Annotated in this window: 4 protein-coding genes and 2 rRNA genes (1 of these 6 only partly in view); 4 read left to right on the top strand and 2 right to left on the bottom strand. The window is 69.9% G+C overall.

All coding sequences use genetic code 11. The features are described 5' to 3' along the window. Positions 1–789: ribosomal RNA gene (locus ABAZ39_RS12975) — 23S ribosomal RNA — on the top strand (it extends 1958 nt beyond the left edge of the window). A gap of 134 nt (positions 790–923) precedes the next feature. Next, positions 924–1039: ribosomal RNA gene (gene rrf, locus ABAZ39_RS12970) — 5S ribosomal RNA — on the top strand. A 187-nt stretch (positions 1040–1226) separates the two neighbouring features. Here rrf and ABAZ39_RS12965 read toward each other — a convergent pair. After that, complete coding sequence (locus ABAZ39_RS12965) at positions 1227–3080, bottom strand: bifunctional diguanylate cyclase/phosphodiesterase (protein WP_247881588.1); 1854 nt, start codon at positions 3078–3080, stop codon at positions 1227–1229. Between the two features lie 184 nt (positions 3081–3264). On the opposite strand from ABAZ39_RS12965, the gene ABAZ39_RS12960 reads away from it, so the two are divergent. Then, entirely contained in the window at positions 3265–4827 is a 1563-nt protein-coding gene (locus ABAZ39_RS12960; RefSeq protein ID WP_038529936.1) for a helicase HerA domain-containing protein, read from the top strand. 8 nt (positions 4828–4835) lie between these two features. Here the strand turns inward: ABAZ39_RS12960 and ABAZ39_RS12955 are convergent, their stop codons facing one another. Continuing rightward, complete coding sequence (locus tag ABAZ39_RS12955; protein WP_038529933.1) at positions 4836–5243, bottom strand: hypothetical protein; 408 nt, start codon at positions 5241–5243, stop codon at positions 4836–4838. A gap of 45 nt (positions 5244–5288) precedes the next feature. On the opposite strand from ABAZ39_RS12955, the gene ABAZ39_RS33015 reads away from it, so the two are divergent. Beyond that, the gene (locus ABAZ39_RS33015; RefSeq protein ID WP_144243541.1) at positions 5289–7121 is read left to right on the top strand and encodes a tetratricopeptide repeat protein; all 1833 of its coding nucleotides are present in this window, start codon (positions 5289–5291) and stop codon (positions 7119–7121) included. Positions 7122–7124: the final 3 nt, after the last annotated feature.

Genomic DNA, 7124 nt, shown 5'->3' with positions numbered 1-7124 from the left:
GGGATCTCATGTGTAGGATAGGTGGGAGGCTAGGAAGCCCGGGCGCCAGCTCGGGTGGAGCCACCCTTGAAATACCACCCTTGAGGTCTCTGGCATCTAACCGCGCTCCGTTCATCCGGAGCCGGGACCCTGCATGGCGGGTAGTTTGACTGGGGCGGTCGCCTCCCAAAGTGTAACGGAGGCGCGCGATGGTGGGCTCAGAGCGGTCGGAAATCGCTCGTCGAGTGCAATGGCATAAGCCCGCCTGACTGCAAGACAGACAAGTCGAGCAGAGACGAAAGTCGGCCATAGTGATCCGGTGGTTCCATGTGGACGGGCCATCGCTCAACGGATAAAAGGTACGCCGGGGATAACAGGCTGATGACTCCCAAGAGTCCATATCGACGGAGTCGTTTGGCACCTCGATGTCGGCTCATCACATCCTGGGGCTGGAGCAGGTCCCAAGGGTTCGGCTGTTCGCCGATTAAAGTGGTACGTGAGCTGGGTTTAGAACGTCGTGAGACAGTTCGGTCCCTATCTGCCGTGGGTGTCGGAGTTTTGCGAGGATCTGTCCCTAGTACGAGAGGACCGGGATGGACATACCTCTGGTGCACCGGTTGTCACGCCAGTGGCATGGCCGGGTAGCTAAGTATGGACGGGATAACCGCTGAAAGCATCTAAGCGGGAAACCCACCTCTAAACCAGAACTCCCTTGAGAGCCGTGACAGACCATCACGTCGATAGGAGGCATGTGGACGGGCGGCAACGCCTGAAGCTGAGCCTTACTAATCGCTCGATCGGCTTGATCCTTCCCAGCAGGCGGCCCGCGCGCAGCGGCAAGCCCTGGGCGCACGAGCCAACACCGCAAAGAACAAGAGCAAACGTCCTCGCTCAAACCAAACCTCTGCCGTCCCCGTCCGGATGGTTCGCGTGTGCCTTGGTGACCTGGTGGTCATGGCGAGGCTCCCAACACCCGATCCCATTCCGAACTCGGCCGTGAAACGCCTCAGCGCCGATGGTACTGCGTCTTAAGACGTGGGAGAGTAGGTCGCCGCCAGGTCACCACGGCACACGCCACGCCAACACGGACGTGGACGCAGCAAGGCTTCAGACACACTTGACAATCGGCTTCATGAACGGCAAGGCCGGCGCTTTCCCCTGCGGGAAGCGCCGGCTTTTCGTTGTGTCCGGGGTGTCTCGCCGCGGGCCCCCTCCCTAACCCTCCCCCGCGTCCGCGGGGGAGGGGATTATGGGGGTGGGAGGCGGACGGTGCAGAGCTTGTCGGGGCTTTCCTTGGCGATGGCCTTGTGGCCGGCGATGGCGGTGTTGATCGCGTCGGGGGTCAGGCGGTGCGGGCCGGGAGCGATCACCACGGCGACGCCACTGGCCGACAGAAGCGGGAAACGCCGCAGCGCACCGTAGCGGTCCTTGCCTTCGAAGCAGCCAGCCTCCCGCGCCTCCGGATCGTAGAGGCTCTCCGCGTCGGAGCGGAACTGCGCGACGAGGTCCGCCACGCGGGCGAGCGCATCCTCGTCCTCAGTGCCGCTGAGGGCGACGAAGAAATCGTCGCCGCCGATGTGGCCGGCGAAGCCGCCGTTGCCCGAGGCCCAGGCCTTCAGCCGCTCGCTGAACATCAGAATGGCGCGGTCCCCCTGGCGGAAACCGAAACGGTCGTTGAAGGGCTTGAAGTTGTCGAAGTCGAGATAGGCCAGGACATGCTTGCGGTCCTGCTCCTGAAGAGCGCGTTCGATATGGCGCACGATGGCGGCGTTGCCGGGCAGGCGGGTCAGCGGGTTCTGGTCGGCGGCCATGGCGAGGTTGCGCTCGTGCACCAGCCGGATCAGCGCGCCGCTGGACAGGAAACCGGCATACTCGCCGCCTTCGATGATGATGATGCCGTCGCTGGCCTCCTCCGCCGAGAAGGCTTCGATCACTTGGTCGAGCGGCGTGGAGATGTCGCAGACCGGACTCTTCACCACCAGATCCAGCAGCGTGTCGCCCAGCCCCTTGTTGCGCAGAAGCTCGCTGCCGAAGCGGGAATAGACGAAGCGCTTCAGGTCGCGCTCTCGGATCAGCCCCAGCGGGCGCTGCTGGCGGTCGACGATGGGGGCGATGGACGGGCTGTTGTCGCCGCGGAAATATTCCAGAAGCTCCGTCTTCGGGGAGTTGACGGCGAGCGGCGGCTGCCGCTCGATCACCTCGGACAGGCGCAGGCGGGCCTCGTTCGGCTTGCGGCGGTCCCGGTGGTTCAACTCCTCGACGATGCCGTAGCGCTCGGGCACGGCGCGCAGTTCCAGGCTCGGCCGGGCGATCAGATAGCCTTGGGCGAAGTCGCAGCCAAGATCGCGGCAGGTGTAGAATTCCTTCTCCGTCTCCACCCCCTCGGCGATGATGAGGATGCCGAGCGCGTGGGCGTAGCCGACCAGCGCGTGGGCGATGGCTCGCTTGCGCGTGTCCTGGTCGATGCCGTCGATGAAATAGCGGTCGATCTTGAGATAGTCGGGCTTGGATTCGTAGAGCAGCCGCAGCCCGGCGAAGCCGACGCCGAAATCGTCCAGCGCCACCCCGATGCCCGCTTGGCGGTAGCGGTCAATGGCCTGCTCGATGCTGTGGTCGGGACGCAATTCCCGCCGCTCGGAGATTTCCAGGCTGATGGTCAGGCTCGGGTCGGGCGCGCCGCCGTCCATTGCGAAGGGGGCCAGCGCGACGGGGGCCAGCCAGGGCGAGCCGGCCACCCCGACCACCCGCGCGTCAATGTTCAGGAACAGCTTGGCGTTCGGCCAGTGGTCCAGCGCGCGGAAGGCAGCCACCGCCTTGGCGTGCAGGGCGCATTCGACCTCCGCCAGCAGGCCCTGCATGCAGGCGGCGTCCAGCAGGTCGTTGGGGCTGGCGAAGGGGCTGCGCTCCAGGCCGCGCAACAGCGCCTCCATGCCGTGGCAGCGCCCGGTGCGCATCTGCACGATGGGCTGGAAGGCGACCGACAGCCCGGCCAGAAGACGGGTCCATTCGGCCGGCAGCGCGGCCTTGCGGGCGCTCCCCGCCGGGGCGCCGAAGCCGTTGTCCGTTTCCTGTGCAGGCACCGAGGCCATGGCTTCGTCCACCGCCGGCTGTCCATGTTCGTCGCGGGCAAGCCCATCTTGTAGCGGATGATCTTTTCGATTTCGTGACACATCCAAGCTTTGCCTGGGGCGGGCGATCCAAAATGCCCTTCGCACCGCGGCCCCGCTTTGCGCTATAGGGGTGCGCTTCAACGCAGACGATGATGGATCTGGGGGGCGGCGGGGCATGAAGGTCGGCATCGACATGGGGGCGGCCATGACGGCTGGCGCGACGGGGGCGTCGGCGATGCTGGATCTTGAGGAACTGCTGGCGACCCGCCTGCTGGTGCAGGGCAACTCCGGTTCCGGCAAGTCGCACCTGCTGCGCCGCCTGATCGAGCAGAGCGCGCGTTGGGTGCAGCAGGCGGTGATCGACCCCGAGGGCGACTTCGTGACCCTGGCCGAGCGCTTCGGCCACATCGTGGTGAACGCCGACGAGCACAGCGAGGCCGCCCTGCAGAGCGTCGCCGCCCGCGTGCGCCAACACCGCGTCTCCGTCGTGCTGAACCTGGAGGGGCTGGACGCGGACATGCAGATGCGCCACGCCGCGGCCTTCCTGGGGGGGCTGTTCGACGCCGACCGCGATCACTGGTACCCCATGCTGGTGGTGGTGGACGAGGCGCAGCTCTTCGCCCCGTCGGCCGCCGGCGAGGTGTCGGACGAGGCGCGCAAGGTCTCGCTGGGCGCCATGACCAACCTGATGTGCCGCGGGCGCAAGCGCGGGCTGGCCGGGGTGATCGCGACGCAGCGCCTTGCCAAGCTCGCCAAGAACGTGGCGGCGGAGGCCTCCAACTTCCTGATGGGCCGCACCTTCCTCGACATCGACATGGCCCGCGCCGCGGATCTGCTGGGCATGGAGCGCCGCACCGCCGAGATGTTCCGCGATCTGGAGCGCGGGCACTTCATCGCGCTCGGCCCGGCCATCTCGCGCCGCCCGCTGCCGCTGCGCATCGGCGCCGTCGAGACGCAGGGGCGGGCCGGCAGCCCGAAGCTGATGCCACTTCCCGACACCCCGCTGGAGGACGCGCGGGAGCTGATCTTCAAGCCGGGTGAGCCGGAGCCGCCGCGCCTGCCGGTGCGCCGCCCCTCGACCAGCGCCAGCGCCGACCTGCTGGCCCAGCTCTCCCGCCCGCGCCCCCTGCCGGTGGAGCCGGAGAGCGAGGACGCTGCCCCGACGCCGCCCATGGAGGAACCGGAAACGCCGGAGCAGGCGGCGGAGCGCAAAGCCGCCTATGAGGCGATCCTGCGCGAGGTGCTGGCCGATCCGGAGGCGCCCTACCGCTCCATCGCCGTGCTCTATCAGGATTTCCTGGTGCGCTGCCGGACGCAGGGGGTGCGGGGCGAGCTTCTGGAGTTGCCGGCCTTCCGGCGCAAGCTGGCGGCGGCCCGCGCCGGGGCGGGGGACGGCACCGAGGAGAATCCCGCCTGGGCGAAGGCGACCCAGGTCGCGGCGACCCTGCCAGAGGACATCCAGGTCGTCTTCCTGCTGCTGGCCCGCGCGGCGCTGGACCATCTGCCCTGCCCGTCCGACGCCGACGTGGCCCGCGCCTGCGGCAGCCGGTCACGCGGGCGGGCGCGGCGGCTGCTGACCTACATGGAGCAGCGCGGCTTCGTCGCCACGCGCAGCGGGCTGGGCAACACGCGCAGCATCGCCCTGCCGGCGCTGGGCTGGGAAACCGCGCTGGGCGATCCGAACGCCGAGGATGGGTCCGACGGGCCGGAGGACGGCGGGCTGTTCGCCACCGTCTGAGGGGCGCTTTATTCGTCGTCCGGCTCGATCCCGGCGGCCAGGGCGTGGGCCAGACGTCCGGCGGCGGCGACCGCGGCCATGGTCTCCTGCGCCTTGGCGGCGATGCGCGCGGTGCCCTCCGGCGTCGGCTGGTAAAGCGCCGGATCGGGCAGGCGTTCGACGAAATCCCAGGCGCCGGTGGCGGGGTCCCAGACCTCGAACACGTCGGGGTTGGGGCGGCGGGCGACCCAGGCGCGGGCGGCGTTCCCTTCGGCGCGGAAGCGCACCCCGAAGAAGCGGCTGGCCGCCATGGCCCCGATGGCCGCGACCAGATCGCCGTCGGCGTCCGGACAGCGCTGCGTCAGAGCGGCGCGCAGGGCTTCCGCCAGGGCGCGGCGGTCGTCATGATGGGGAAGGCCGTCGGGATCGGTTCTCATGGCCCGCGATGGTAGAGGGACGGTGCGCCTCCGCAAGCGGGCGCGATGTCGCAAGCGCAGCCCGGAGTCGTCATGGTCAGCCTGTCCGAAGCCCTGTCCGAAGCCTACGCCATCGCCATCGGCCACCATCGGGCCGGACGGATGGGCGAGGCCGCCGGGGTCTACCGCGCCATTCTCGACGCCGACCCGCGGCAGGCCGACGCGCTGCATCTGCTGGGTGTCTTGGCGGGCCAGACCGGGCGGACGGAGGACGCGCTGTCGCTGATCGCCCAGGCCATCGCGCTGGATCCGGAGGCGGCGGACTATCACGACAATCTCGGCAGCCTGCGCCGCACCGGCGGGGATGCAGTTCGGGCCGCCGGCCAGCATGCGCGCGCCCTGGCGCTGGAACCGGCGCGGGCCAAGGCGGCCTTCAACCGGGGATTGGCGCTGGGCGACCTGGGCCGGATGGAAGAGGCGCTCGGATGCTTCCGCGCCGCCCTGCGGGTCGATCCGGGCTATGGGGCGGCGGCGCTGGCGGCGGGGCGGCTGCTGGCCGGCGGGCCGGAGCCGTTGGCGGCGGAGCGCTGGCTGGCCCATGCGCTGTCCTTGGCGCCGGACAGCGCCGACGCCTGGGCGGCCGTAGGACGTGCACGGCTGGCGGCGGGGGAAGCTGATGGGGCGGTGACGGGCTATGGCAGGGCGGCGCGGCTGCGTCCGGACGACGGTGCGGCGCTGAGCAACCTCGCCATGGCGGTCTTGCAGGCGAGCGGCGCCCTGCCGGAGTTTCCCCGCGCTGACCGCCCGGAGGCAAGCTGGGCCGAACCGCTCGCCCGCGCCCTCGACCTGTTCCTGGCGGCGCTGGAGCGCGGGGCGGGGAAGGTGGCGGAGGCGGCGCTGTTCCGCACCGCCGTTCTGACCATCCACCGCGGCATGATGGACGACACGCGGCTGGAGCGGATCGCCCGACGGGCGCGGGACCGGCTGCGGCGCGCGCCGGGGGATGGCGCGGCGGCGGCCTGCATCGCCCACGGGCTTTACCGCCGGGGGCGGCTGGTGACCGCCTCGCGTCTCGTCCGTCGCTGTCTGCGCGGCTGGTCGGAGGAGGCGATCCGCGCCGACCCGCAGGCGGCGAAATGGCGGCAGGTCGATGCGCGCCCGGTCTTCCTCGATGCGCTCGCCGGGTATCGGCCGCGCATCATCGAGGCGGGGGAACGGTCGATGCCGGTTCCACCCGCGGCCGAAGGCGGGGCGATCCTGTTGGTCAGCGTCGATTCCGGCTACTGGCGACGCTTCGGCGGCTGGTTCCTCTCCCATGCGCTGAAGGACCCGCCGGGCGACCGCGTGCATGTCCATGTCGTGAACCCCGGTGCGGAGGATTGTGCCGACTTGGACCGCCGCTGTGCCGCCCAGCCGGGGCGGCTGTCCTGGTCGCTGGAGCGCATCGACCTGTCCGCCCACGCGCCGGGGGCGGAGACGACCTATTACGCCTGCGCGCGCTTCTTCGTGGCCCTGGACCTGCTGGACCAGACGGGGGCGCCGGTCTTCATCACGGACATCGACGCCCGTTGCACGGCACCGCTTCCACCCGATCTGCGCAACGGCACGGGCTGGGACCTGACGATCATGCGCGACCGCCGCGCCCGCGGGCCGTTCGACGACCTCATCGTCAGCTTCCTCGGCATCGCGCCGACCGCGGCGGGGCGGGAGTTCCTCGGGCTCGTGTGCGCCTACATCGGCTGGTTCTTCGACCGGGGCGGGGCGGCCTGGACGCTGGATCAGGCGGCGCCCTACGCCGCCCTCCACGACTGGATGCGGCGCGGGCGGGCACTGCGGCTGCGGGAGCATGAGTTCCTGCGCCTGCCCTGGTTCGATTTTCCGGTGAAGGGCGAGGGGTGAAGG

The sequence above is a fragment of the Azospirillum argentinense genome (genome assembly GCF_000632475.1).
In the GTDB taxonomy this organism is placed as follows: domain Bacteria; phylum Pseudomonadota; class Alphaproteobacteria; order Azospirillales; family Azospirillaceae; genus Azospirillum; species Azospirillum baldaniorum.
Note: the sequence above shows the minus strand (reverse complement) of the source record. Positions and strands in the feature narration are given on the sequence as shown.

What these genes read in the sequence shown, in the direction of transcription:
- ABAZ39_RS12960 (WP_038529936.1), top strand. Translation starts at nt 3,265, where the DNA reads ATGAAGGTCGGCATCGACATGGGGGCGGCCATGACGGCTGGCGCGACG.
- ABAZ39_RS12955 (WP_038529933.1), bottom strand. Translation starts at nt 5,243, where the DNA reads ATGAGAACCGATCCCGACGGCCTTCCCCATCATGACGACCGCCGCGCC.
- ABAZ39_RS33015 (WP_144243541.1), top strand. Translation starts at nt 5,289, where the DNA reads ATGTCGCAAGCGCAGCCCGGAGTCGTCATGGTCAGCCTGTCCGAAGCC.